General features: G+C 60.9%; 23 protein-coding genes, 2 pseudogenes and 1 riboswitch. Of the genes and pseudogenes, 10 read left to right on the top strand and 15 right to left on the bottom strand.

What is annotated here, in order from left to right; all coding sequences use genetic code 11:
* Nucleotides 1–156 precede the first annotated feature (156 nt).
* Nucleotides 157–1,170, top strand: a complete 1,014-nt coding sequence (tsaD, locus tag ABLV04_RS12625; RefSeq protein ID WP_002916879.1) for a tRNA (adenosine(37)-N6)-threonylcarbamoyltransferase complex transferase subunit TsaD — start codon at nucleotides 157–159, stop codon at nucleotides 1,168–1,170.
* 44 nt (nucleotides 1,171–1,214) lie between these two features.
* On the opposite strand, the gene ABLV04_RS12620 is transcribed toward tsaD, so the two are convergent.
* The 8 genes from ABLV04_RS12620 to ABLV04_RS12585 all read right to left on the bottom strand — a co-directional run bounded on the left by ABLV04_RS12620 (nucleotide 1,215) and on the right by ABLV04_RS12585 (nucleotide 7,925).
* A complete protein-coding gene (locus ABLV04_RS12620; protein ID WP_032454090.1) occupies nucleotides 1,215–2,822 on the bottom strand; it encodes a cytosine permease in 1,608 nt (535 codons plus the stop codon).
* A 152-nt stretch (nucleotides 2,823–2,974) separates the two neighbouring features.
* Nucleotides 2,975–3,592 (bottom strand): urease accessory protein UreG, encoded by a 618-nt coding sequence (gene ureG, locus ABLV04_RS12615; protein ID WP_147733506.1) that lies wholly within the window; start codon nucleotides 3,590–3,592, stop codon nucleotides 2,975–2,977.
* A gap of 8 nt (nucleotides 3,593–3,600) precedes the next feature.
* Nucleotides 3,601–4,275 carry an urease accessory protein UreF gene (locus tag ABLV04_RS12610; protein WP_032428994.1) on the bottom strand — a complete coding sequence of 225 codons (675 nt, stop codon included), beginning with the start codon at nucleotides 4,273–4,275 and terminating at the stop codon, nucleotides 3,601–3,603.
* Nucleotide 4,276: 1 nt separating this feature from the next.
* A complete protein-coding gene (gene ureE / locus ABLV04_RS12605; protein ID WP_017899736.1) occupies nucleotides 4,277–4,753 on the bottom strand; it encodes an urease accessory protein UreE in 477 nt (158 codons plus the stop codon).
* Nucleotides 4,754–4,762: 9 nt separating this feature from the next.
* Nucleotides 4,763–6,466 carry an urease subunit alpha gene (gene ureC / locus ABLV04_RS12600; RefSeq protein WP_023291041.1) on the bottom strand — a complete coding sequence of 568 codons (1,704 nt, stop codon included), beginning with the start codon at nucleotides 6,464–6,466 and terminating at the stop codon, nucleotides 4,763–4,765.
* On the bottom strand, nucleotides 6,459–6,779 hold the full coding sequence (locus tag ABLV04_RS12595) for an urease subunit beta (protein ID WP_023291040.1): 321 nt from the start codon (nucleotides 6,777–6,779) through the stop codon (nucleotides 6,459–6,461). The genes ureC and ABLV04_RS12595 overlap by 8 nt, the downstream gene beginning before the upstream one ends.
* Before the next feature lie 9 nt (nucleotides 6,780–6,788).
* The gene (locus ABLV04_RS12590) at nucleotides 6,789–7,091 is read right to left on the bottom strand and encodes an urease subunit gamma (RefSeq protein WP_002916871.1); all 303 of its coding nucleotides are present in this window, start codon (nucleotides 7,089–7,091) and stop codon (nucleotides 6,789–6,791) included.
* Between the two features lie 9 nt (nucleotides 7,092–7,100).
* Nucleotides 7,101–7,925: an urease accessory protein UreD gene (locus tag ABLV04_RS12585; protein ID WP_023291039.1), complete on the bottom strand. Its 825-nt coding sequence runs from the start codon at nucleotides 7,923–7,925 to the stop codon at nucleotides 7,101–7,103.
* On the opposite strand from ABLV04_RS12585, the gene ABLV04_RS12580 reads away from it, so the two are divergent.
* Nucleotides 7,915–8,061: a hypothetical protein gene (locus tag ABLV04_RS12580; protein ID WP_032428993.1), complete on the top strand. Its 147-nt coding sequence runs from the start codon at nucleotides 7,915–7,917 to the stop codon at nucleotides 8,059–8,061. The genes ABLV04_RS12585 and ABLV04_RS12580 overlap by 11 nt on opposite strands.
* A gap of 10 nt (nucleotides 8,062–8,071) precedes the next feature.
* Here the strand turns inward: ABLV04_RS12580 and ABLV04_RS12575 are convergent.
* Nucleotides 8,072–8,200, bottom strand: a pseudogene (locus ABLV04_RS12575) (hypothetical protein).
* A gap of 122 nt (nucleotides 8,201–8,322) precedes the next feature.
* Entirely contained in the window at nucleotides 8,323–8,940 is a 618-nt protein-coding gene (gene plsY, locus ABLV04_RS12570) for a glycerol-3-phosphate 1-O-acyltransferase PlsY (protein WP_004205257.1), read from the bottom strand.
* A gap of 107 nt (nucleotides 8,941–9,047) precedes the next feature.
* Here plsY and folB point away from each other — a divergent pair, with 107 nt between their 5' ends.
* Together folB and bacA are read left to right on the top strand one after the other, a co-directional pair.
* Entirely contained in the window at nucleotides 9,048–9,431 is a 384-nt protein-coding gene (gene folB, locus ABLV04_RS12565; RefSeq protein ID WP_004150923.1) for a bifunctional dihydroneopterin aldolase/7,8-dihydroneopterin epimerase, read from the top strand.
* A gap of 198 nt (nucleotides 9,432–9,629) precedes the next feature.
* A complete protein-coding gene (gene bacA, locus ABLV04_RS12560; RefSeq protein ID WP_023291038.1) occupies nucleotides 9,630–10,451 on the top strand; it encodes an undecaprenyl-diphosphate phosphatase in 822 nt (273 codons plus the stop codon).
* An 11-nt stretch (nucleotides 10,452–10,462) separates the two neighbouring features.
* Here bacA and ABLV04_RS12555 read toward each other — a convergent pair whose 3' ends face one another.
* Together ABLV04_RS12555 and ABLV04_RS12550 are read right to left on the bottom strand one after the other, a co-directional pair.
* Complete coding sequence (locus ABLV04_RS12555; RefSeq protein ID WP_023291037.1) at nucleotides 10,463–11,704, bottom strand: multifunctional CCA addition/repair protein; 1,242 nt, start codon at nucleotides 11,702–11,704, stop codon at nucleotides 10,463–10,465.
* 61 nt (nucleotides 11,705–11,765) lie between these two features.
* Nucleotides 11,766–12,386, bottom strand: coding sequence for a TIGR04211 family SH3 domain-containing protein (locus tag ABLV04_RS12550; protein WP_023291036.1), 621 nt, complete (start codon nucleotides 12,384–12,386; stop codon nucleotides 11,766–11,768).
* A 214-nt stretch (nucleotides 12,387–12,600) separates the two neighbouring features.
* Between ABLV04_RS12550 and ABLV04_RS12545 the strand changes: the two genes are divergently transcribed.
* The 3 genes from ABLV04_RS12545 to hldE are packed head-to-tail and all read left to right on the top strand — an operon-like array spanning nucleotide 12,601 to nucleotide 18,249.
* The gene (locus tag ABLV04_RS12545; RefSeq protein WP_147733507.1) at nucleotides 12,601–13,899 is read left to right on the top strand and encodes an inorganic triphosphatase; all 1,299 of its coding nucleotides are present in this window, start codon (nucleotides 12,601–12,603) and stop codon (nucleotides 13,897–13,899) included.
* Nucleotides 13,900–13,919: 20 nt separating this feature from the next.
* Nucleotides 13,920–16,757, top strand: a complete 2,838-nt coding sequence (gene glnE / locus ABLV04_RS12540; RefSeq protein ID WP_187142931.1) for a bifunctional [glutamate--ammonia ligase]-adenylyl-L-tyrosine phosphorylase/[glutamate--ammonia-ligase] adenylyltransferase — start codon at nucleotides 13,920–13,922, stop codon at nucleotides 16,755–16,757.
* A gap of 58 nt (nucleotides 16,758–16,815) precedes the next feature.
* A complete protein-coding gene (gene hldE / locus ABLV04_RS12535; protein WP_023291033.1) occupies nucleotides 16,816–18,249 on the top strand; it encodes a bifunctional D-glycero-beta-D-manno-heptose-7-phosphate kinase/D-glycero-beta-D-manno-heptose 1-phosphate adenylyltransferase HldE in 1,434 nt (477 codons plus the stop codon).
* 80 nt (nucleotides 18,250–18,329) lie between these two features.
* On the opposite strand, the pseudogene ABLV04_RS12530 reads toward hldE, so the two are convergent.
* Nucleotides 18,330–18,476: pseudogene (locus ABLV04_RS12530) on the bottom strand (hypothetical protein); the annotation flags it as partial.
* Between ABLV04_RS12530 and glgS the strand changes: the two are divergent.
* Nucleotides 18,468–18,665 (top strand): cell surface composition regulator GlgS, encoded by a 198-nt coding sequence (glgS, locus tag ABLV04_RS12525; RefSeq protein ID WP_004205248.1) that lies wholly within the window; start codon nucleotides 18,468–18,470, stop codon nucleotides 18,663–18,665. The pseudogene ABLV04_RS12530 and the gene glgS overlap by 9 nt on opposite strands.
* Before the next feature lie 34 nt (nucleotides 18,666–18,699).
* Here glgS and ABLV04_RS12520 read toward each other — a convergent pair whose 3' ends face one another.
* Nucleotides 18,700–18,972: an accessory factor UbiK family protein gene (locus tag ABLV04_RS12520; protein ID WP_004174355.1), complete on the bottom strand. Its 273-nt coding sequence runs from the start codon at nucleotides 18,970–18,972 to the stop codon at nucleotides 18,700–18,702.
* Nucleotides 18,973–19,092: 120 nt separating this feature from the next.
* Nucleotides 19,093–19,244, top strand: a riboswitch (FMN riboswitch).
* A 105-nt stretch (nucleotides 19,245–19,349) separates the two neighbouring features.
* On the opposite strand from ABLV04_RS12520, the gene ribB reads away from it, so the two are divergent.
* Nucleotides 19,350–20,003 carry a 3,4-dihydroxy-2-butanone-4-phosphate synthase gene (ribB, locus tag ABLV04_RS12515; protein ID WP_023159075.1) on the top strand — a complete coding sequence of 218 codons (654 nt, stop codon included), beginning with the start codon at nucleotides 19,350–19,352 and terminating at the stop codon, nucleotides 20,001–20,003.
* A gap of 63 nt (nucleotides 20,004–20,066) precedes the next feature.
* On the opposite strand, the gene zupT is transcribed toward ribB, so the two are convergent.
* Nucleotides 20,067–20,837: a zinc transporter ZupT gene (zupT, locus tag ABLV04_RS12510; RefSeq protein WP_048335299.1), complete on the bottom strand. Its 771-nt coding sequence runs from the start codon at nucleotides 20,835–20,837 to the stop codon at nucleotides 20,067–20,069.
* Between the two features lie 186 nt (nucleotides 20,838–21,023).
* Between zupT and ygiD the strand changes: the two genes are divergently transcribed.
* The gene (ygiD, locus tag ABLV04_RS12505; RefSeq protein WP_004205244.1) at nucleotides 21,024–21,815 is read left to right on the top strand and encodes a 4,5-DOPA dioxygenase extradiol; all 792 of its coding nucleotides are present in this window, start codon (nucleotides 21,024–21,026) and stop codon (nucleotides 21,813–21,815) included.
* Nucleotides 21,816–21,831: the final 16 nt, after the last annotated feature.

The raw sequence follows: 21,831 nt of genomic DNA, 5'->3' as shown, positions 1-21,831 counted from the left end.
ACTACTGCTGCTTTGTAAAGCACCGGCGCCTTTTTTGAAAGGGACTTTTATAAGGGTGAGGAGTATACACGAAGAGAGCACCAGGGGTGAGCAAAGTTTTACATCGCCGGTCATTGGACCTACACTGCGCGGTATTGAAGCGAGGTAAAACAACTCATGCGTGTACTGGGCATTGAAACATCCTGCGATGAAACCGGCATCGCGATTTATGACGACCAGCAAGGTCTGTTAGCCAACCAACTGTATAGTCAGGTGAAACTGCATGCGGACTACGGCGGCGTGGTGCCGGAGCTGGCATCGCGCGACCACGTGCGCAAAACGGTGCCGCTTATCCAGGCGGCGCTGAAAGAGGCCGGTCTGACGGCGAAAGATATCGATGCCGTCGCCTATACGGCGGGTCCTGGCCTGGTGGGGGCGCTGCTGGTCGGCGCCACCGTGGGCCGGTCGCTGGCCTTCGCCTGGAACGTGCCGGCGATTCCGGTACACCATATGGAAGGGCACCTGCTGGCGCCGATGCTGGAAGATAACCCGCCAGCGTTCCCGTTCGTCGCGCTGCTGGTCTCCGGCGGTCATACTCAGCTGATCAGCGTCACCGGCATCGGCCAGTACGAGCTGCTGGGCGAGTCGATTGACGATGCGGCGGGCGAAGCCTTTGATAAAACCGCGAAACTGCTGGGGCTGGATTATCCCGGCGGGCCGATGCTGTCGAAAATGGCGTCCCAGGGTACTGAAGGCCGCTTCGTCTTCCCGCGTCCGATGACCGACCGTCCGGGGCTGGACTTCAGCTTCTCCGGTCTGAAAACCTTCGCCGCCAATACCATTCGCAGCAACGGCGACGATGAGCAAACCCGCGCCGACATCGCCCGCGCGTTTGAGGATGCGGTCGTCGATACGCTAATGATTAAATGTCGCCGCGCGCTGGAGCAAACCGGCTTTAAGCGTCTGGTGATGGCGGGAGGCGTGAGCGCCAACCGCACCCTGCGGGCGAAGCTGGCGGAGATGATGCAAAAACGCGGCGGCGAGGTGTTCTACGCCCGCCCTGAGTTCTGTACCGATAACGGCGCGATGATCGCCTACGCCGGCATGGTGCGTCTGCAAACCGGCGCCAAAGCCGAGCTTGGCGTGACGGTCCGCCCGCGCTGGCCGCTGGCCGAGCTGCCTGCCGCCTAAAGCGTCCTGACACAGGCCGACGTCACGTCGGCCTGCCTTCCTGACTACTCCATACTTTTACACAGCGAGCAGATGGCGCCCTGATGCTTATGCGAGTGCATCACGTCCGGGCGCTCGTACTCTTCCTCACAGCTAACGCATTGATATACGGTGGTCGAGGCGTTCCCCGCCGCGTCATAGCGCGGTTCGGCGATCCCGTCATCTCTCTGCTTAATGTAGTAGCGCCCGCGGGTGAGGATCCCCATCAGCGGGGTCATGACAAAGGCGACGACCAGCGCAATCAGCGGCGAGAACGGCGCCAGCGTCGTCCCCAGCAGGCCGAAGAAGGCGCAGATCGACAGCCCGGCGGCCAGGCCAAAGGAGACTACGCCCACCGGGTTCACATTGTAGATCATGCCGCGACGATACTCCGGCTGCGCCGGCGCCAGCTTGAGTAAGCCTTTATTAAAGGTGATGTCGGTCGCCACCACCACGACCCAGGCGATGGCGAAGTTGGAGTAAAAGCCGAGGATCCACGACAGGGCGCTGAACATATCGCCTTCCATCAGCGCCAGGGCAATCGCCAGGTTGACCACCACAAAAATAATCCGCCCCGGATAGCGTTTGGTGGTGCGGGTCCAGGCGCTGGTCCACGCCAGCGAGCCGGAATAGGCATTGGTGACGTTAATTTTGATCTGCGAGATCACCACCAGCACTACCGCCAGCGTCAGGGCCAGCCAGCCGGGCACCAGGTTATCGAAGACGCTGACGAACTGCTGCACCGGTTCGGTATTGTGTACCGCCGGGAAACGGGTCAACAGATAGAAGCCGAGGAAAGCGCCGATAATCTGTTTGATCGCGCCTAGCACCACCCAGCCCGGGCCGGCGGAAAAGACCGCCAGCCACCAGGCTTTACGGTTCTCAGCGGTTTTAGGCGGCATAAAGCGCAGGTAATCAATTTGCTCGCCAATCTGCATGATCAGCGACAGGCATACCCCGGCGCCGAGCATGATGGCGGTGATATCCACCGTCGACGCGCTGTTTTTACCGGCGAAATGCAGGAAGCCGTCCACCAGCTGCGGATCTTTGACAATCAGCCACACCACCGGCACCACCATCAGCACCAGCCACAGCGGAGTGGTCCACACCTGCAGGCGGGTCAGGGCTTTCATGCCATAGACCACCAGCGGGAGCACCATCAGGGTGGCGATCAGATACCCCATCCACAGCGGGATCCCGAGGCCCACCAGCAGCCCCTGGGCCATGATCGAGCCTTCGAGGGCGAAGAAGATAAAGGTGAAGCCGGCAAAAATAATGCTGGTGATCACCGAGCCGAAATAGCCGAAGCCGGCGCTGCGGGTGATCAGGTCAAGGTCAATGTTGTAGCGCGCGGCGGTGATCGCCAGCGGAATGCCGGTGAGGAAGATCACCAGCGCCGCCACCAGGATCGAATAGATGGCGTTGCTGGTGCCCCAGGCCATACCGATGCTGGCGCCGATGGAAAAGTCCGCCAGATAGGCGATGCCGCCCAGCGCCGTGACCGCGACGACGCCCGGTCCCCAGCGGCGGAAGCTCAGCGGGGCGTAACGTAAGGTGTAATCTTCTAAGGTTTCCCGGGAGCCGGAAGTCCGCGCGGTCGCGGGTAATTCAGGGTTGAGATCCAGTGATGACATAGTCATTCCTTAATGGTTAGGCATGACTTGAATTAGCAAACCTTATGCCATATTGCAGGGCAGGCGTGGCGGGGAGGGTGGTGCAGGGTGACAGAAGAGAGGGCAGGGGCTGCACCATCCGGACGCGCTTGCGCCCGGCTGGTGCAAAAGGCCTATTTGCCGAGCATGCCTTCGTCTTCGAGGAAGGCAATAATGGTGCTCAGGCCGTCGCCACGCTTCAGGTTGGTGAAGGTCCATGGGCGATCGCCGCGCATACGCTGGGTATCGCTCGCCATCACCTCCAGTGAAGCGCCCACATAGGGGGCAAGGTCGGTTTTATTGATCACCAGAAAATCGGATTTGGTGATCCCCGGCCCGCCTTTGCGCGGGATCTTCTCCCCTTCGGCCACGTCGATAACATAGATGGTCAGATCCGCCAGCTCCGGGCTGAAGGTGGCGCTCAGGTTATCGCCGCCGCTTTCCACGAAGATAAGGTCGAGGTTACCGAACTTTTCACTCAGTGCTTCCACCGCGGCGAGGTTCATCGAGGCATCTTCACGGATCGCCGTGTGCGGGCAGCCGCCGGTTTCCACCCCGACAATGCGTTCAGGCGCCAGCGCGCCCGCTTCAGTGAGGATGCGCTGATCTTCTTTGGTGTAGATGTCGTTGGTGACCACCGCCAGCTGCCAGGTATCGCGCATCGCTTTGCACAGCGCTTCCAGCAGGGCGGTTTTACCGGAGCCGACCGGGCCGCCAACGCCGACGCGCAGCGGGTGTTTATAAGAATTCATGGCTTCTCCTAGGAACGGAATAATCGGGAGTATTGGGTTTCATGCCGGGCAGAGGCGATGGCGGCGAGCGGCGTGGCCGAACCGATATCGCCGTCCGGCGCGGCCAGCGCGCGGGGCATCGCCGCCGCGTAGTGGTCGCAAAGACGTAAAATCAGCTGTTGAGCGGCCTGCTGGCCGAAGGGCACCAGCTTAACGCCGGCCATCACGGCGCTCTCAATCCAGCTGTAGCCCAGGCTTAGGGCCATCTCGGGCAGCGCGATGCGCCAGCGTACGCCGAGCCAGGCCATCCCGGCGAGCTGGCTTTGCTGGCACAGCGTGCGCCACGGCGGTGGACAGTCCGGCTGCCAGTCGCCAAGCAGGCGGGCAAACGCCGCGCCGCGGTTGCGCTCTTCCTCCCGCAGTTCACGGGTCTCCCGGCAGGCCAGCAGATAAGCCGTCCAGCGCCGGGCCGCGGCGATATCGCCTTGTTCGCAGGCGCGGTACAGGCGGGCGAACAGCGGCAGGTCGACGGTAAAAAAGCCTTCCGTCATCTGCCGTCGCTGCCAGCGCTCGAAGGCCGCGACGTCCGGCACCCAGCCGGCTTCCACAGCCCACTCCAGCCCCTGGGACCAGCTGTAACCCCCTACCGGCAGGTTGCTGCTGGCCAGCTGCATCAGCCGCAGACGTTGTTCCGCTGTCGACATGCTAGTGGCTGTGAGCGTGGTGGTCATGATGAGCATGATGATGACCGTGGCTTTCGCTGGCGTAAGCGCCGGCTTCCGGCTCGAACGGCAGCTGGCCAAAGGTCACCGTCAGGCCGAACTGGCGCAGCATATCGTCCAGCACGTGATCGTGATGGTAGCGCAGCTCGCCCGGCATGATCTGCAGCGGTACGTGACGATTGCCGAGGTGGTAGCAGGCCTTCGCCAGCATAAACGGATCGTCGCAGCGCACCACCGACACCCCTTCATCAGCGGCAATCACCTGCACAAATTCGGTGCCGTCTTCGTTGCTGAGCACATCGCCGCCGCGCAGCAGCAGCCCGCGGGGCAGCAGCAGGCCGGCTTCCCGGCCATCGTTGAGGGTGACTTTTACCCGGCTTTTGACGCGAACATCAATCGGCAGCGTAACGCTGGCGGTCGCGGCGGCGGGGGTCTCCAGACGTTGAGTTAAATAAAGCATCCGCTCTCCTTAAAACAGAAAATAACGTTGCGCCATCGGCAGAACCTCTGCCGGCTCGCTGGTGATGAGTTCGCCATCCACCCGCACCTCATAAGTCTGCGCGTCGACGGTGATGTTAGGCTGCAGGCTGTTGTGCACCATGTCGGCTTTCTGCACCGTACGGCAGCCTTTCACCACGGCGATCGCGCTGCGCAGGTTCAGCCGCTCGGCAACGCCGTTGTCCGCCGCCGCCTGCGACAGGAAGGTGAGGCGGCAGTGATGGCGGGCGCTGCCCAGCGCGCCAAACATCGGGCGGTAGTGCACCGGCTGCGGGGTTGGAATTGAGGCATTGATATCGCCCATCGGCGCGATGGCGATCATGCCGCCTTTGATCACGGTGGCCGGTTTCACGCCGAAGAAGGCAGGCGACCAGACCACAAGGTCCGCCAGCTTACCCACCTCAATGGAGCCGACTTCGTGTGCGATGCCGTGGGTCAGCGCCGGGTTGATGGTGTATTTGGCGATGTAGCGCTTCACGCGGAAGTTGTCGTTATCCCCGGTCTCCTCCGCCAGCGCTCCGCGCTGCACCTTCATGCGGTGCGCCACCTGCCAGGTGCGGAGAACCACTTCCCCGACGCGGCCCATGGCCTGCGAATCCGAGGAGGTGAGCGAGAAGGCGCCTAGGTCGTGCAGCACGTCTTCCGCAGCGATGGTTTCCCGGCGAATGCGCGACTCGGCAAAGGCCACGTCCTCGGCGATGTCCGGGTCCAGATGGTGGCAGACCATCAGCATATCGAGATGTTCATCGATGGTGTTAAGGGTGTAGGGCAGCGTTGGGTTGGTGGAGGACGGCAAAATGTTCGGGTGGGCGCAGGCGGTGATGATATCCGGCGCATGGCCGCCGCCGGCCCCTTCGGTATGGAAGGTGTGAATGGTGCGCCCGCCGATGGCGGCGAGGGTATCTTCCACAAAACCGGACTCATTGAGCGTGTCGCTGTGCAGCGCGACCTGAATATCCATCTCATCGGCGACGGTTAACGCGCAGTCGATCGCCGCCGGGGTGGCGCCCCAGTCCTCATGGATCTTCAGGCCAATAACGCCCGCCGCCACCTGCTCGCGCAGAGCGTCCGGCTGAGAAACGTTGCCCTTGCCCAGCAGGCCGATATTGACCGGCAGGCTGTCGGCCGCCTGCAGCATGCGTGAGATATACCATGGCCCCGGGGTGCAGGTGGTGGCATGGGTACCCGCCGCCGGGCCGGTGCCGCCGCCGACCATGGTGGTCACGCCGGAGACCAGCGCCTCTTCCGCCTGCTGCGGACAGATCCAGTGAATATGGGTATCGATCCCGCCGGCGGTGACGATTTTTCCTTCGGCGGCAATGACTTCCGTCGCGGCGCCGATGGGGATGGTGACGTTGGGCTGGATGTCGGGGTTGCCGGCTTTGCCGATGGCGAAGATCCGACCGTCCTTCACGCCGATATCGGCCTTAACGATCCCCCAGTGATCGACGATCAGCGCATTGGTGAGCACCAGGTCGACACAGTCGGCGGCCAGCATCTGTCCCTGACCCATCCCGTCGCGGATCACTTTGCCGCCGCCGAATTTGACCTCTTCCCCGTAGGTGGTCAAATCGTCCTCCACCTCTATCCACAGCTCGGTATCGGCCAGGCGCACCTTGTCGCCGATGGTGGGGCCGAACATGTCGGCATAGGCCTGGCGTGAAATATTACTCATCGTTTGCCTCCAGAGGGCCCATGACCTCGCCGCGGAAGCCGAAAACGGCGCGGTGACCGGCGAAGGCCACCAGCTCAACCTCGCGTTTCTGGCCAGGTTCAAAGCGTACCGCCGTGCCGGCCGGGATATTCAGGCGATAGCCGGTGGCCTGCTGACGGTTGAACTTCAGCGCCGGGTTGACCTCGGCGAAATGGTAGTGCGAACCGACCTGAATCGGCCGATCGCCATGGTTTTCAACGACCACGCGACAGGTCGCCCGGCCGGTGTTGAGGGCTATCTGGCCGGGCTTAACGTGATATTCACCGGGGATCATGGCGCTACCTCAGATAATCGGGTTGTGAACGGTGACCAGCTTCGAGCCGTCCGGGAAGGTGGCTTCGACCTGGATATCCGGGATCATTTCCGGGACGCCCTCCATCACCTGCTCGCGGGTCAGGACGTGACGGCCTTCCTCCATCAGCGAGGCCACGCTTTTGCCGTCGCGGGCGCCTTCCATAATAAAGGCGCTGATCAGGGCCACGGACTCCGGATAGTTGAGCTTCAGGCCGCGGGCCAGGCGGCGTTCCGCCACCAGCGCGGCGGTAAACAGCAACAGCTTGTCTTTTTCTCGGGGGGTCAGTTCCATAACGTTCTCTTAAGTCAGCCAGATTCGGGGAAGTACGGGGGATTTGCCGGTGAGATGAGGGCGCAGAAACTGCCAGACGTCGCGCATCACCTGCTGGCAAATCAGATTATCGTCACTGAGGAAGCGCACCGTCAGCAGGCGGTCGGTCAGGCTGGCGCCGGCGTAGAGGCCGAGCGGCGCCAGCGCGTCGCGCACCCCGTCGAGCAGGGCATCGGTTGCCGGATAGCACAGCAGCGTGCCGACCCAGGGGCGTCCGGCGACGCTGGACAGCTCTCCCTCCTGCAGGTGCAGGCGCTCGACCAGCAGCGGCTCATCGTCCACCCATACCTCCAGCCGGTTGCTGAGGGTACCGTGGCTGAAGGTTTCGCCAATCACCGGGCGGCCAAGGCAGAGCAGATCCCAGGCCAGCAGCGTGCTGGAGGCACAAAGGTGAAAGGTGGTGGACAGCCGGGCGTTCGCCCCGGGAAAGAAGATGGCATCCTGCGGGAGCCACTCCAGGGTCGCCTGCGGGGCGAGGGTCAACCGCTGGCGCAAAAGCGCTTGCGCGCCGCTGCTGCGGTAAAACTTGCTGGCGCCAGGCATGGTTATCAGGGTATGGCAGCCGGGATCAAGGTGGGCGCTAATCGTCAGCTCATCACCGCCGACGATGCCGCCGGGGGGGTGAAGCAGATAGAGATGACAGGTCTCTTCTTCCGGGTAAAACGGGCGCTGGACGGTCAGCGGGCCGACGTGTTGGGCGCTGGCGAGAACGGTCTTGCCGCCGGCCTGCTGAAAGCGCAGATCCAGCGTGGCCTGCCAGCCTTTTTTGAGTGGTGGTAACACGGTGCCGTGCAATGTTGCGCCCCTGCAAAATCAAGATAAAACAGCAGCAATGAGTATTGATCGGCGGGAGATTATCCCGGTCATACGAAACGCTTATGTCATCTGTTACCCGGAGCGTCGCATCGGGCGCGAGGGGAAAGCGGCATAACCGCTCCGGATTATTCACCCGGATAATCATTGCCGTCAATATCCTGAACCGTTGCCTGGCCGCGGCGGAAAAGGCGTCAGCGCGGTTCACGCCGCGCCGCCGGTCGCTGGCGTGATTTTTGCTGTGGGTCGCCGCTAATGCATTGTTACAAAAGGGGGATGTGGCGATGATCGCCAATCATGATGACGTAAGGCGAAAGAGCGGGTGAGACCGCTAAATAGAATCGGGGATCCCTCCGGCTGGCGTGGCCGGGAGGGGAGATTACTTCTCTTCTGGCGTTTTTTTCTTCTTCACCCGCGTCCAGATTTTGCTCTCCTGGCGGCGCCACAGACGCTGAATGTTGTCGTGATGGCGCAGCAGGATCAGGCAGGAGAGCATCGACACCGGGAAGGTGTACTGTGGTTTGAACCACCAGACGTAGAACGGAGCGATCAGCGCGCTGACGATAGCGCCAAGGGAAGAGTAACCGCTGAGCAGGATGGTCAGCAGCCAGGTCCCGGCCATCACGCCGGTCAGGTCGAGGCCGATGGGGGCGATAGCGCCGAAGGCCGTGGCGACGCCTTTACCGCCGCGGAAATGAAAGAAGACTGGCCAGATATGGCCCACGCAGGCGGCAATCGCCACTAAACCCAGCCAGAACGGCGTCAGGCCCAGCGCCCAGGCGCCCCATACCGGCAACATGCCCTTCAGCACATCAAAAATAAGTACCGCTACGGCCGCCCCTTTTCCGCCGATTCGTAGTACGTTAGTGGCCCCGGGGTTGCCTGAGCCGCTGTCGCGTGGGTCGGGCAGGCCAGCAAGGCGACATACCAGAATGGCGCTGGAAATGGAGCCGCAGAGGTAGGCGAGGAGTACCAGTCCAGGCGCGATTGCACTCATAACGCTGTTCCGTTTTGAAAATGTCGTTGTATTCTCTGCATCTGTGGATAATACGCATAATTCGCCGGAAGTGGTATCCGGTTTAGCTAAAAAGCAGGCAGGGCGTGATGGATATTGTATTTATAGAGCAACTTTCGGTAATCACCACCATTGGTGTTTATGACTGGGAACAAACCATTGAACAGAAGCTGGTGTTCGATATCGAAATTGCATGGGATAACCGCAAGGCGGCCGCCAGCGATGATGTCAGCGATTGCCTTAGCTATGCTGATATCAGCGAGCGCGTCATCGCGCATGTTGAGGGGGGAAAATTCGCGTTAGTGGAGCGGGTGGCGGAAGAGGTGGCCGATCTGCTGCTGGAGACATTCCAGTCGCCATGGGTGCGCATTAAAGTCAGCAAACCTGGCGCCGTGGCTCGCGCGGCAAACGTCGGGGTGATTATTGAACGTGGCCTTAATCTGAAACAAAACTTTTCAGGTCATACTTGTTAAACAAATTGCGTTTATACCGGTCATAGCATCCGGTCATCAGGCAATTTTACTGGCGATCTCCTACCAGAACGGCAGGTGAATCCTTGTGTACGCCGTGTATGCTGCGGATTGCGCGCCCTCTGGCAGCCGGGTTATGCCTGTTGAACGATACCGTGTTCCTGGTTTTTTTCATTTTACTTTTTTAAAGGGTTTAATTGGATGAGCGATATACACTCGCTGCTGGTGGCGGCAATATTGGGTGTGGTTGAGGGGTTAACAGAATTTTTACCTGTTTCCAGTACCGGTCATATGATTATTGTTGGTCACCTGCTGGGGTTTGAAGGTGATACGGCAAATACCTTTGAAGTGGTTATTCAGCTAGGCTCGATACTCGCCGTGGTGGTGATGTTCTGGCGTCGCCTGTTCGGCCTGATCGGCATCCATTTCGGCAAGCCGCCGGCGCATGAAGGCAAGGGCAGCGGTCGCTTATCGCTTATCCATATCCTTCTCGGTATGATCCCCGCGGTGGTGATGGGGCTTATTTTCCACGACACCATTAAGTCCTTGTTTAACCCGGTAAATGTGATGTACGCCCTGATTGTCGGCGGTGTGCTGTTAATTGCGGCGGAAGTGCTGAAGCCGAAACAGCCGCGCGCGGTCGGGATTGACGATATGACCTATCGTCAGGCATTCGTTATCGGCTGCTTCCAGTGCCTGGCGCTGTGGCCGGGCTTCTCCCGCTCAGGGGCGACCATCTCCGGCGGCATGCTGATGGGCGTCAGCCGCTACGCGGCGTCGGAGTTCTCATTCCTGCTGGCGGTACCGATGATGATGGGCGCCACGGTGCTGGACGTCTACAAGAGCATCGGCTTCCTCAACATGGGCGATGTTCCGATGTTTGCCGTCGGCTTCGTGATGGCGTTTATCGTGGCGCTGATTGCGATTAAAACCTTCCTGCAGCTGATCAAACGGATCTCGTTCATTCCGTTCGCTATCTACCGCTTTATCGTCGCGGCAGCGGTGTACGTGGTCTTTTTCTAAGGCCATCGCCCTCAGCCTTGCGGCTGGGGGCAACGCTGTTCCTTCCACTGCGCCACCGCCGCAATTCTCCGCCGCGTCAGCTCCTCGCGAATTTCCGCCCCTTTAAAGCCCGCCGCTACCACCTCTTTGGTGGAGACCGACTGCGCCACTTCCCAGGCCTCCAGCAGCAGGCGCCCCTGCGGATAATCGCTGGCCTCAAAGCCGGTGCGCCCGCGGACGTCGGCTTCGCTGGTGAGGGCGATCTGTTGCACGCGCTGCGGTTTACGCCAGGCGTCAATGCTGTCGAAAAGTTTGACGAGGGTTTTTGGCTGCAGGATCGGCAGGGTATGGATCAGATCATGGTACTCCGCCACCAGTTTCGCGAGATCGCGGATATCGTTCGGCACCCGCAGACGTGCGCAGAGCTGCTCCACCAGCTTGACTCCCGCCGGGCCATGGCCGTGGTGACGCGGCCAGAGCGCTTTCGGCGTCAGCCCTTTGCCGAGGTCATGGCACAGGGTGGCGAAGCGCACCTCGACGTCCGGCGATAGCATCGCGGCCATCGTGACGGTCATCAGGGTGTGCAGGCCGGTATCGATTTCCGGGTGCCATTTGGCCGGGGCCGGCACGCCGTACAGGGCGTCAATCTCCGGGAACAGCACCTTGAGGGCCTGACAGTCGCGCAGCGTCTGGAAAAAGACCTGCGGGTTGCGGGTGGTCAACGCGCTTTCCGTCTCTTTCCACACCCGCTCCGGCGTTAAATGGGCCAGTTCGCCAGCCTCAACCATGGCGGCCATCAGGGTCTGGGTCTCTTCGGCGATGCGAAAACCGAGATGGGCATAGCGGGCGGCAAAGCGCGCCACGCGCAGCACGCGCAGCGGGTCTTCGCTAAAGGCGGGAGAGACATGGCGCAGCAGGCGCTGGCGGAGATCGTTTTGTCCGCCGTAGGGGTCGATAATCGTGCCGTCGGCATCCTGGGCGAGGGCGTTGACCGTCAGGTCGCGGCGCAGCAGATCCGCCTCAAGAGTGACGTCCGGGGCGGCATAGCAGGTAAAACCGGTATAGCCTGCGCCGGATTTGCGCTCGGTGCGGGCCAGGGCATACTCTTCCCGGCTTTGCGGATGAAGAAACACGGGAAAGTCGCGGCCCACCTGCTGATAGCCCGCGTCAAGCATCTGTTGCGGGGTGGCGCCCACCACCACCCAGTCTCGGTCTTTGACCGGCAGTCCTAACAGCGCGTCGCGCACCGCACCACCGACCAGATAACTCTTCACGCCTGATTCTCCCGTATCTGTTTTTCGCAAGATGATACGTAAGTCTGGCAGAGAAGACGAATTAGTTCATCCACCGGTCTTTACGTTTGCGGCTTGGCACCAGATGCGGCAGCACCAGACCCAGCAGCAAACCGACGCCCAGCACGCCGCCGCCGTACATAAACCACTGCATGATAATGGTGCGCTGTTTATCATCAAGCTGCAGATTCGCCGCATTCACCTTCTTCTGCGCGACAACCAGCTCGTTTTTCAACTTTTGGTTCTCGTCTTTCAACGCGTTGATCACGCTGTCGCTGCCGGCGACTTTCTTCTGCATATCCGCCGTGCGCTGGTTCCAGGTGGCGTCGATATTATTCAGCTTATCGGTCAGCGTTTTGACCTGGTTTTCCAGATCCGGGACGCGGGTGCGCAGGCTGGGCTCGTTGCTCAGCTCTTTCAGCGGGATCCAGGCGGTACGCCCATTCGCGTCGCGGATCTGCGCGTAACTGGTGCTGTCGTTGGTTTGCAGCACCGACACTTCTTCCCCGGCGTTGATGGTGCCGACCAGACGATAATTATCGCCCGGGCCGCTGCGAACCCAGGTGTTCAGCTCATCGGAAACGTAGCGCTTTTCTTCTGCGTGAACCGCCGTGGCGGCGCTAAGCGCGAGCAAAGTAAAAGTAATCAGGCGTAATTTTGGCATCAGGTCATCGTTTGGTCATAAAAAGTGGAACGATAGTAGAGGCATCGCCAGAGCGACGCAAAGTTTTCCACCACAATCGGAATCATCCAGGAGGTGGCCCGGCAAAAAGCGCGTTGCATGGCGATTCGCCGCAAAATACTATCTACTGACAAAAAATATCGTCGTAAGTTCGCCGCAATTTGTCGGCGCAGCACAGAAGCGGAAGAATTCAGTCATGGCTCAAGAAATCGAACTTAAGTTTATCGTCGCTCAGGATGGGGTAGAGACGCTGCGCGAGCAGCTCAATGCGCTCGAGGCGAAACATACGCCCGCGGGCCAGTTGCTGAACATTTACTATGAAACCGCCGATAACTGGCTGCGTCGTCACGACATGGGGCTGCGCATCCGCGGCGACCAGGGGCGTTATGAGATGACGCTGAAAATCGCCGGTCGGGTGGTGGGCGGCCTGCACCAGCGTCCGGAATACAATATTCCACTGGATAAACCGGAACTGGCGCTTGAGCGCCTGCCGGCGGAGGTCTGGCCGCAAGGGGAACTTCCAGCCGCGCTGGCGGAGCATGTGCAACCGCTGTTCAGCACCGACTTTGCCCGTGAGCGCTGGGTGATCCAGGAAGGAAAGAGTGAAATTGAGATTGCCCTCGATCGCGGCGAAGTGAAGGCGGGCGAGCATCAGGAGCCGATCTGCGAGCTGGAGCTGGAGCTGCTCGCCGGGGAGACCGCCGATCTGCTGCGCCTCGCGCAGCGTTTGCTGAAGAGCGGCGTCCTGCGTCAGGGGAGCCTGAGCAAAGCCGCGCGCGGGTATCATCTGGCGCAAGGCAACGACGAGCGCCCGGTAACCCGGCTGGCGGTGCTGCCGGTGGCGGCGAAGGCCAGCGTGGAGCAGGGGCTGGAGGCGGCGCTGGAGAGCGCCCTGGCGCACTGGCTGTATCACGATGAGGTCTGGCTGCGCGGCAACGCGAAAGCCAAAGCGGAAATCCTGCTGGCGATAGCCCGCGTGCGCCATGCGCTGGTGCTGTTCGGCGGCATCGTGCCGCGGAAGGCGACCACCCACCTCCGCGCGTTGCTGAACGATGCCGAAGCGGCGCTGCTGGCCGCGGACACCGCCGATGAGGCGTTATTCCGCACCGAGGTCGTCGCCGCCAAACTGGCGCTGACCGAATGGCTGGTCCAGCGCGGCTGGCGTCCGTTCCTCAACGAGGCGGGAGAGAAAAAAATAGCCGGATCGTTCAAACGGTTTGCCGATATTCACCTTTCCCGGGCGGCGGCTGAGCTGCGCGGCGCCGTGCAGCACCTGGCGGTGGAGGATGCCGCCGACCAGCTGCCGAAGCTGGCGCGCGACATCGACAGCGTCCAGTTGCTGGCGGGCGCCTATGGCGACGCCGTCGCGCCGTGGCTGGAGAACTGGCAGGAACTACAGCGTGCGATAGAGCATGACGACCGCAGCGTCTTTGAATATTTCCGTCGCCAGGCGCTGGCTGCCGAGCCGTTCTGGCTGCATAGTGGAAAACGATAATTACAGGCCAGGGAGCCCCTATGATGCCGCTTTCTTCGCAGTTACAGCAGCACTGGCAGACGGTCGCTGACCGCCTGCCAGCGGATTTCCCCGTCGCCGAACTGAGCCCGCAGGCCAGGTCGGTGATGGCGTTCAGTGATTTTGTCGAACAGAGTGTGATCGCCCAGCCAGGCTGGCTGAACGAGCTTGCCCACTCTTCACCGGAGGCGGAAGAGTGGCGGCATTATGAGACCTGGCTGCAGGAACGCCTGCAGGCGGTGGCTGACGAAGCGGGGTTGATGCGAGAGCTGCGTCTTTTCCGCCGTCATATGATGGTCCGCATCGCCTGGGCGCAGGCGCTGTCGCTGGTAAGCGAAGAAGAGACGCTGCAGCAGTTGAGCGTCCTGGCGGAGACCCTGATTGTCGCCGCCCGCGACTGGCTGTACGCCGCCTGCTGTAAAGAGTGGGGAACGCCCTGCAATGCCGAGGGCCAGCCGCAGCCGCTGCTGATCCTCGGGATGGGAAAGCTGGGCGGCGGCGAGCTGAACTTCTCTTCCGATATCGATCTGATTTTTGCCTGGCCCGAGCATGGCGCCACCCGCGGCGGCCGCCGCGAGCTGGATAACGCCCAGTTCTTTACCCGCCTGGGGCAGCGGCTTATCAAGGCGCTCGACCAGCCGACGCAGGACGGCTTTGTTTATCGGGTGGACATGCGCCTGCGGCCGTTTGGCGACAGCGGGCCGCTGGTGCTCAGCTTTGCGGCGCTGGAGGATTATTACCAGGAGCAGGGCCGGGACTGGGAACGCTACGCGATGGTGAAAGCGCGGATCATGGGCGATAACGACGACGTCTACGCCAGCGAGCTGCGCGCGATGCTTCGCCCCTTCGTCTTCCGCCGCTATATCGACTTCAGCGTGATCCAGTCGCTGCGTAACATGAAAGGCATGATCGCTCGCGAAGTGCGGCGTCGCGGGCTGAAAGACAACATCAAGCTCGGCGCCGGCGGGATCCGTGAAATTGAGTTTATCGTGCAGGTCTTTCAGCTGATCCGCGGCGGTCGCGAACCTGCGCTGCAGCAGCGCGCGCTGCTGCCGACGCTGGCGGCGATTGATGAGCTGCATCTGCTGCCGGAAGGCGACGCGGCGCGGCTGCGCGCGGCCTATCTGTTCCTGCGCCGGCTGGAAAACCTGCTGCAGAGCATCAACGATGAGCAGACTCAGACTCTGCCGCAGGATGAACTGAACCGCGCCAGGCTGGCGTGGGGGATGCATACCGACGACTGGGAGACGCTGAGCGCGCAGCTGGCGAGCCATATGGCCAGCGTGCGGCGGGTGTTTAATGAGCTGATCGGCGATGATGAGGCCCAGTCGCCGGATGAGCAGTTGGCGGAGTACTGGCGCGAACTGTGGCAGGATGCGCTGGAAGAAGATGACGCCAGCCCGGCGCTGGCGCATTTAAACGACGCCGACCGCCGCAGCGTTTTGGCGCTAATTGCTGATTTCCGTAAAGAGCTGGATCGGCGCACCATCGGCCCGCGAGGCCGCCAGGTGCTGGATCACCTGATGCCGCATCTGCTGAGCGAAATCTGCTCGCGCGCTGATGCGCCTCTGCCTCTGGCGCGGATCACGCCGCTGTTGACCGGGATCGTCACTCGCACCACCTATCTTGAGCTATTGAGCGAATTCCCCGGCGCGCTGAAGCACCTGATTACGCTCTGCGCGGCGTCGCCGATGGTCGCCAGCCAGCTGGCGCGCCACCCGCTGCTGCTTGATGAACTGCTGGATCCCAACACCCTCTATCAGCCGACGGCGACCGATGCCTATCGCGACGAGCTGCGCCAGTATCTGCTGCGCGTGCCGGAAGAGGATGAAGAGCAGCAGCTGGAGGCATTGCGCCAGTTCAAGCAGGCGCAGCAGCTGCATATCGCCGCGGCGGATATCGCCGGCACGCTGCCGGTGATGAAGGTCAGCGATCACTTAACCTGGCTTGCCGAAGCGATCCTCGACGCGGTGGTGCAGCAGGCATGGGGACAGATGGTGGCCCGCTACGGCCAGCCGACCCACCTGCACGATCGCCAGGGGCGCGGCTTCGCCGTCGTCGGCTACGGCAAGCTCGGCGGCTGGGAGCTGGGCTACAGTTCCGATCTCGACCTGGTGTTCCTCCATGACTGCCCGGCGGAGGTGATGACCGACGGCGAGCGGGAGATCGACGGCCGTCAGTTCTACCTGCGGCTGGCTCAGCGGATCATGCATCTGTTCAGCACCCGCACCTCGTCCGGTATTCTCTACGAAGTTGACGCCCGGCTGCGCCCTTCCGGCGCGGCGGGGATGCTGGTCACCACCGCCGACGCGTTTGCCGACTATCAGCAGAACGAAGCCTGGACATGGGAGCATCAGGCGCTGGTGCGCGCTCGCGTGGTCTATGGCGACCCGGCGCTGCAGGCGCGATTTGACGCCATTCGTCGCGATATCCTGACCACCGAGCGGGATGGCGCGACCCTGCAGACCGAAGTTCGCGAGATGCGTGAGAAGATGCGCGCCCACCTCGGCAATAAACATGCCGATCGTTTTGATATCAAAGCCGATGCCGGTGGGATCACGGATATTGAATTTATTACCCAGTATCTGGTCCTACGCTATGCCAGCGACAAGCCGAAGTTGACCCGCTGGTCTGATAACGTGCGTATTCTCGAGCTGCTGGCGCAGAACGACATCATGGACGAGGAGGAAGCGCGAGCCTTAACGCACGCGTACACCACCTTGCGTGATGCGCTCCATCACCTGGCCCTGCAGGAGCTGCCGGGACACGTGGCGCCGGAGGCATTCAGCCGGGAGCGTGAGCAGGTCAGCGCCAGCTGGCAGAAGTGGCTGATGGCTTAACTATAAAATCGGGTGTGCTATTATCGCGCGCAAAGTTTGCGTCTCGCAGGAGAGAGTCATGAAAGTAACGCTGCCGGAGTTTGAACGTGCAGGAGTGTTGGTGGTGGGTGATGTGATGCTGGACCGCTACTGGTACGGCCCCACCAGTCGTATTTCCCCGGAAGCCCCGGTGCCGGTGGTGAAGGTGGAAAATATCGAAGAACGTCCCGGCGGCGCGGCAAACGTAGCGATGAACATCGCCTCCCTGGGGGCGACGTCGCGCCTGGTGGGATTGACCGGGATTGATGACGCCGCCCGCGCGCTGAGCCAGGCGCTGGCCAACGTCAATGTGAAGTGCGACTTTGTCTCCGTCCCGACTCACCCGACCATCACCAAGCTACGGGTGCTGTCGCGCAACCAGCAGCTGATCCGCCTCGACTTTGAAGAGGGCTTTTCCGGCGTTGATCCGCAGCCGATGCACGAGCGCATTCAGCAGGCGCTGGGCTCGATTGGCGCGCTGGTTCTCTCGGACTACGCTAAAGGGGCGCTGACCAGCGTCCAGACGATGATCAAGCTCGCCCGTGAAGCAGGCGTGCCGGTGCTGATCGATCCGAAAGGTACCGATTTCGAACGCTATCGCGGCGCAACGCTGCTCACGCCGAACCTCTCTGAGTTTGAAGCGGTGGTGGGCAAGTGCCAGAATGAAGCGGAGATCGTTGAGCGCGGCATGAAGCTCATCGCCGAATTCGAACTGTCAGCGCTGCTGGTGACGCGCTCTGAGCAGGGGATGACGCTGCTGCAGCCGGGGCGTCCGCCGCTGCATATGCCGACCCAGGCCCAGGAAGTGTACGATGTCACCGGCGCCGGCGACACGGTGATTGGCGTGCTGGCGGCGACCCTGGCCTCCGGCAATACCCTGGAAGAGGCCTGCTATTTCGCCAACGCCGCGGCGGGCGTGGTAGTTGGCAAGCTGGGGACCTCCACCGTTTCTCCTGTCGAGCTGGAAAATGCGGTTCGCGGACGGGCTGAGACTGGCTTCGGCGTGATGAGCGAAGAGGAACTCAAACAGGCAGTTGCGGCAGCGCGCAAGCGCGGCGAGAAAGTGGTTATGACCAACGGCGTCTTCGATATTCTGCACGCCGGCCATGTCTCCTATCTGGCGAATGCGCGCAAACTGGGCGACCGTCTGATCGTGGCGGTCAACAGCGATGCCTCCACCAAACGTCTGAAAGGCGAAACCCGCCCGGTGAACCCGCTGGAGCAGCGGATGATCGTGCTGGGGGCGCTGGAGGCGGTCGACTGGGTGGTCTCCTTCGAAGAAGATACACCGCAGCGCCTGATTGCCGGGATCCTGCCGGATCTGCTGGTCAAAGGCGGCGACTACAAACCGGAACAGATCGCCGGCAGTGAAGAGGTCTGGGCGAACGGTGGCGAAGTGCTGGTGCTCAACTTTGAAGATGGGTGCTCAACCACCAACATTATTAAGAAAATACAGAAAGATAGCGAAAAATAACCGTTTCGCTATTCACCCACCAGAACGGTGCGGCATCACGGCCTGCGATAGCGATATCGCGGGCCGTTTTTATTTAATGATGTGGAAAATGATTTGGCGCAATAAATAATCACATTAAGCGCATTTTTCGTACAAATGGCGTTAAGGTAAGCGTAAATACTGAAGTGAGTAAAAGGCATATGACTGATCAGAACATCCACCGCTGAAGGAGTATGCGCATGAACCATAACGATATGTATTCAATGAAGAATTTTGATTTTTTGGCGCGGAGTTTCGCCAGAATGCACGCCCAGGGCCAGCCAGTTGATCTTCAGGCCATCGTCGGCAATATGGATGAAGAACATCGTGAATGGTTTTGCCAGCGCTATGAACTGTACTGTCGTCAGGTGAACAGCCCGGCGGAAGCCGCACACTAAGTCAACGCAAACGGGCCCCTGAGGGCCCGTTTTTTTACTGCTGCTCTTCGCTGCCAGGCGTCGTCGCCGGGCGGTTTTCAAGGTCATTCAGGCGCTGTTCCAGCAGCGCCAGTTTTTCGCGGGTCCGCAGCAGAACCTGAGTCTGCACGTCAAACTCTTCGCGGCTAACCAGATCCAGACGGGTCAGCTGCGACTGCAGCGCCTGGCGGATTTTCTTCTCAACATCCTCACCCAGATCGCGAAGTCCTTTTGGCATCGACTCATGGACCTGGCGGGCGATTTGTTCAATTTTTTTCGGGTCAATCATGGTGGTTTCCTGCTCGGGTCGGATGATTGATCATTGTAGTGCGAACCAGGCCGCCTATAAACCAGAAATGTTTGAAGCTTATGCATTGCCGAGGATAGTCAATAGCGTTATAGTTATCTCGCTTATTCTCAGGGCGGGGCGAAATTCCCCACCGGCGGTAAATCAACCATGGCGTTGAAAGCCCGCGAGCGCTTCCCGTGACTACGGGAAGGTCAGCAGATCCGGTGTAATTCCGGGGCCGACGGTTAAAGTCCGGATGGGAGAGAGTAACGGCACAGTCGGGCCCAGGCCCGCTCGCGTTGACTTTTGCCGCTAAACCGGCGCTCCTAAGACTGCCCTGATTCTGGTAACCATAATTTTAATGAGGTTTTTTTACCATGAATCAGACGCTCCTTTCTTCTTTTGGTACCGCTTTTGAACGTGTGGAACACGCTTTAAACGCCCTGCGCGAAGGCCGCGGCGTGATGGTGCTTGACGATGAAGACCGTGAAAACGAAGGCGATATGATTTTCGCCGCCGAAACCATGACCGTAGAGCAGATGGCGCTGACCATTCGTCACGGCAGCGGCATTGTGTGCCTGTGCCTGACCGAAGATCGCCGTAAACAGCTGGATCTGCCGATGATGGTGGAGAACAACACCAGCGCCTACGGCACCGGCTTTACCGTCACCATCGAAGCGGCCGAAGGCGTGACCACCGGCGTTTCCGCTGCCGACCGCGTGACCACCGTCCGCGCGGCGATTGCCGACGGCGCGAAACCTTCCGATCTCAACCGTCCTGGCCACGTTTTCCCGCTGCGGGCGCAGCCGGGCGGCGTACTGACCCGCGGCGGCCACACCGAAGCCACTATCGACCTCGTGACCCTCGCCGGCTTCAAACCGGCAGGCGTGCTGTGCGAGCTGACCAATGACGATGGCACTATGGCCCGCGCGCCGGAGTGCATCAAGTTCGCTCAGCAGCATAATATGGCAGTGGTCACGATTGAAGATCTGGTGGCCTATCGTCGCGAACATGAGCGTAAAGCCAGCTAATCAGCGGCTGACAACGCCAGTGAAAACAGCCCACTTTTTAGTGGGCTGTATTGTTTCTGCGCCTTAACCGATGCCCATCGTCTGGAGCACCACCAGGCTCAGCCCCATCACCGACATCCCGCACAGGACGCCATAGCTCGGGTTGCTTTGCGGATCGATCTCTTTTGCCAGCGGCATCAGTTCATCGACCGACAGCGCCACCATAATCCCGGCGACGGCGGCCATGATCGCGCCCATGACCAGCGGCGAGACCAGGCTGCCCAGAATCAGCCACGCCAGCACGCCGCCTAAAATCTCCGCCATGCCGGAAATACCGGCCCAGAGCACCGCCTTGCTGCGCGATCCGGTAGCGGCATATACCGGCCCGGCAACCGCCAGACCTTCAGGAATATTGTGCAGGGCAACGGCAAGCGCCACTCCCATGCCAAGCTCGAGGTTGTTGCTGGCCGTGACATAGGTGGCGATGCCTTCCGGAAAATTATGCAGGCTGATACCCAGCGTCAGCAAAATGGCGGTGCGGCGTAAATTGCGCGGCCGCGGCGCGGCGGGGGTCATCAGATCCTGCGGATGGGCGTGCGGCAGCAGGCGATCGAGACCAAAGTAGCCCAGCAGGCCGACAACAAACATTCCGTAGCCGAGCAGCGGCGACATGCCCTCGGCGGCCAGCGCGGCAGGCAGCATTTCCATCAACGAAATCAACAGCATGATCCCGGCGGCAAAGCCGAGGGAGAAGCCAAGCAGGCGGTTAGAGGGTTTCTGGCCAATCACGCCGAATATGGCGCCAATAAAGGTTGCGCTACCGGCTAACAGCGTCAATATTAAGGGTGATGACATCGCTTCTCTCCCTGCGAAAATAAGTGCATACGAGTATATTGCCTGAGGATGCGCGTACGGGACAGCTCCCTTTACCGCGAATTACATTCAAATTTTCTGACGATCATCATCATGGTTATCTGAGTTTATCCTGGCGCAAAAGCGCGTAATGTGAGCACATCACATTGACACCCTAAGGATATCATCATGTCCCGTACCCGAATGCCCGCGTTGTTCCTCGGCCATGGCAGCCCAATGAACGTGCTGGAAGACAATCGCTATACCCGCGCCTGGGCTCACCTGGGCGAAACCCTGCCGCGTCCGAAAGCGATCGTGGTGGTCTCTGCGCACTGGTTCACGCGCGGTACGGGCGTGACGGCGATGGAGGCCCCGAAGACCATTCACGACTTCGGCGGCTTCCCGCAGGCGCTGTATGACACCCATTACCCGGCTCCGGGTTCCCCGGCGCTGGCGCAACGACTGGTGGAGTTGCTCTCGCCGGTGCCGGTTACCCTCGATAAAGAAGCCTGGGGATTTGACCATGGTTCATGGGGCGTGCTGATTAAGATGTATCCGCAGGCGGATATCCCGATGGTTCAGCTGAGCATCGACAGCACCAAACCGCCGGCCTGGCATCTCGAAATGGGGCGGAAGCTGGCCTCGCTGCGTGATGAAGGCATTATGCTGGTGGCCAGCGGCAACGTGGTGCATAACCTGCGTACCGCCCGCTGGCATGGCGAGAACACGCCGTATCCGTGGGCGGAGTCCTTCAACAACTACGTGAAGGCGAATTTGCAGTGGCAGGGCCCGGACGATCAGCACCCGCTGGTTAACTACCTGGCACATGAAGGGGGCTCGCTCTCCAACCCAACGGCGGAGCATTTCCTGCCGCTGTTATACGTCCTGGGGGCGTGGGATGGCGTTGAGGCGATTTCGACCCCGGTCGATGGCATCGAGATGGGCTCGTTGAGTATGCTGTCGGTGGTGGTTGGCGCCTGATAGATTGTGCTCCGGC

The organism is Klebsiella sp. JN_Kp127, assembly GCF_040062505.1.
Lineage (GTDB): Bacteria > Pseudomonadota > Gammaproteobacteria > Enterobacterales > Enterobacteriaceae > Klebsiella > Klebsiella quasipneumoniae.
Note: the sequence above shows the minus strand (reverse complement) of the source record. Positions and strands in the feature narration are given on the sequence as shown.

Coding starts and splice junctions, on each gene's coding strand:
- ribB (WP_023159075.1), top strand. CDS start 19,350: ATGAATCAGACGCTCCTTTCTTCTTTTGGTACCGCTTTTGAACGTGTG.
- zupT (WP_048335299.1), bottom strand. CDS start 20,837: ATGTCATCACCCTTAATATTGACGCTGTTAGCCGGTAGCGCAACCTTT.
- ABLV04_RS12545 (WP_147733507.1), top strand. CDS start 12,601: ATGGCTCAAGAAATCGAACTTAAGTTTATCGTCGCTCAGGATGGGGTA.
- hldE (WP_023291033.1), top strand. CDS start 16,816: ATGAAAGTAACGCTGCCGGAGTTTGAACGTGCAGGAGTGTTGGTGGTG.
- glgS (WP_004205248.1), top strand. CDS start 18,468: ATGAACCATAACGATATGTATTCAATGAAGAATTTTGATTTTTTGGCG.
- bacA (WP_023291038.1), top strand. CDS start 9,630: ATGAGCGATATACACTCGCTGCTGGTGGCGGCAATATTGGGTGTGGTT.
- ABLV04_RS12620 (WP_032454090.1), bottom strand. CDS start 2,822: ATGTCATCACTGGATCTCAACCCTGAATTACCCGCGACCGCGCGGACT.
- plsY (WP_004205257.1), bottom strand. CDS start 8,940: ATGAGTGCAATCGCGCCTGGACTGGTACTCCTCGCCTACCTCTGCGGC.
- ureG (WP_147733506.1), bottom strand. CDS start 3,592: ATGAATTCTTATAAACACCCGCTGCGCGTCGGCGTTGGCGGCCCGGTC.
- folB (WP_004150923.1), top strand. CDS start 9,048: ATGGATATTGTATTTATAGAGCAACTTTCGGTAATCACCACCATTGGT.
- ureE (WP_017899736.1), bottom strand. CDS start 4,753: ATGCTTTATTTAACTCAACGTCTGGAGACCCCCGCCGCCGCGACCGCC.
- glnE (WP_187142931.1), top strand. CDS start 13,920: ATGATGCCGCTTTCTTCGCAGTTACAGCAGCACTGGCAGACGGTCGCT.
- tsaD (WP_002916879.1), top strand. CDS start 157: ATGCGTGTACTGGGCATTGAAACATCCTGCGATGAAACCGGCATCGCG.
- ABLV04_RS12590 (WP_002916871.1), bottom strand. CDS start 7,091: ATGGAACTGACCCCCCGAGAAAAAGACAAGCTGTTGCTGTTTACCGCC.
- ABLV04_RS12520 (WP_004174355.1), bottom strand. CDS start 18,972: ATGATTGACCCGAAAAAAATTGAACAAATCGCCCGCCAGGTCCATGAG.
- ABLV04_RS12550 (WP_023291036.1), bottom strand. CDS start 12,386: ATGCCAAAATTACGCCTGATTACTTTTACTTTGCTCGCGCTTAGCGCC.
- ABLV04_RS12610 (WP_032428994.1), bottom strand. CDS start 4,275: ATGTCGACAGCGGAACAACGTCTGCGGCTGATGCAGCTGGCCAGCAGC.
- ABLV04_RS12595 (WP_023291040.1), bottom strand. CDS start 6,779: ATGATCCCCGGTGAATATCACGTTAAGCCCGGCCAGATAGCCCTCAAC.
- ygiD (WP_004205244.1), top strand. CDS start 21,024: ATGTCCCGTACCCGAATGCCCGCGTTGTTCCTCGGCCATGGCAGCCCA.
- ureC (WP_023291041.1), bottom strand. CDS start 6,466: ATGAGTAATATTTCACGCCAGGCCTATGCCGACATGTTCGGCCCCACC.